We start from the raw sequence: 1,550 nt of genomic DNA, 5'->3' as shown, positions 1-1,550 counted from the left end.
CGTATTCGTCTAGACGAAATTGAACAAGTTCTTCAAAAGCAGCAACCAGAATTACAAGCATTAGATCAAATTATAGTTCAGCAAAAAGATGAGCTAGGACAGTTACAAGTTGACCTACAGCAAAAACAACAAGTCATTAAACAAAAACAAAAAGACTTGCAACAGCTTGATGTACAAATTGCCAAGCAACAAACCGCAGCACAAGCATTTTTATTACAAAAACAGCAATTGAAAGATCAACTCGCTCAGTTAGATACGCAGCTTGAAGAAGATGCGATGCAAAAAGATGATCTTGAAATTGATTTGCATGCATTGGCAATGAAGCTCGAAACTATTTTACCTGACTATAAAACTTTGCAATTTCAGGTAGAAGAATTAACAGAGCAGCTTGAGGAACAGCAACAAGTCTTACAACAGCAACAACAAGAACGTGAGATTTTACGACGTAATAGTACGCAGACAACTCAACAAATTGAGCTGCTTGAAAAAGATATTTCGTTCTTGCAGAGCCAATATCAACAAATTACAGCGCAAATGGAACAGGCGAAAAAGTTTGTTGACCCTATTCAGTTAGAGTTGCCAAACCTTGAGTCAGAGTTTCAACAACAATTTGCTCAAACCGAAAAGCTGCAAAAGACATGGAATGAATGGCAGATTGAGCTTAATAGTGTCCAAGAGAAGCAACAAACGCTTACAGATCAACGCCATCAATACCAACAGCAAGATGAAAAGCTTAGAGAGCAGCTTGAAGCCAAACGTTTAGCATGGCAAGCCGCCAAGTCGGACCGTGAGCACTATCAAGAACAGCTCAAAGAGTTAAATGCCGAGCTTCAAACGGGCTTGAAAAAAGATTTAACTGAACACCAGCAAAAACTAGAAAAAGTACAGAAACAGTTTGAAAAAATCGGTGCAGTTAACTTAGCTGCTTCACAAGAGTTTGAAGAAGTTTCTCAGCGTTTTGATGAGTTGAGCCACCAGATTCAAGACTTGGAAAATACGGTAACTCAGTTAAAAGATGCGATGAAGAGCATTGACCAAGAAACCCGTAAGTTGTTTATGTCGACTTTTGATCAGATTAATCAAGAGTTACAAAATCTATTTCCAAAAGTTTTTAATGGTGGTGAAGCCAGTTTAAGTCTTGAGGATGATTGGCAATCTGGGGTTAAGCTCATGGCGAGACCACCGGGTAAGAAAAACAGTTCTCTAGCATTACTTTCCGGTGGAGAAAAAGCGTTAACAGCGTTAGCATTAGTATTTGCTATTTTCAGGTTAAATCCGGCACCGTTTTGTGTACTCGATGAAGTGGACGCTCCACTCGACGATGCGAATGTACAGAGATATTGTAATTTGGTAAAAGAGCTTTCTGAACATGTACAATTCATTTACATTACACATAATAAGCTGGCGATGACCATGGCAACTGACTTGTTGGGTGTAACCATGCCTGAACCGGGTACATCAAAATTAGTCACTGTCAATTTAGAACAGGCAAAAGAATACGGGTTAGTTTCGGAGTCATAGAATGGAAATCAATACGATTATTGGCATCG

1 pseudogene is annotated in these 1,550 nt (G+C 39.1%); it reads left to right on the top strand.

The window, feature by feature from the left end:
• A pseudogene (locus VXQ92_RS17340) lies at positions 1–1,521 on the top strand (chromosome segregation protein SMC); the annotation flags it as partial.
• Positions 1,522–1,550: the final 29 nt, after the last annotated feature.

This window comes from Acinetobacter sp. 228 (assembly GCF_048147885.1).
This window is presented reverse-complemented; position numbering and strand designations above follow the sequence as displayed.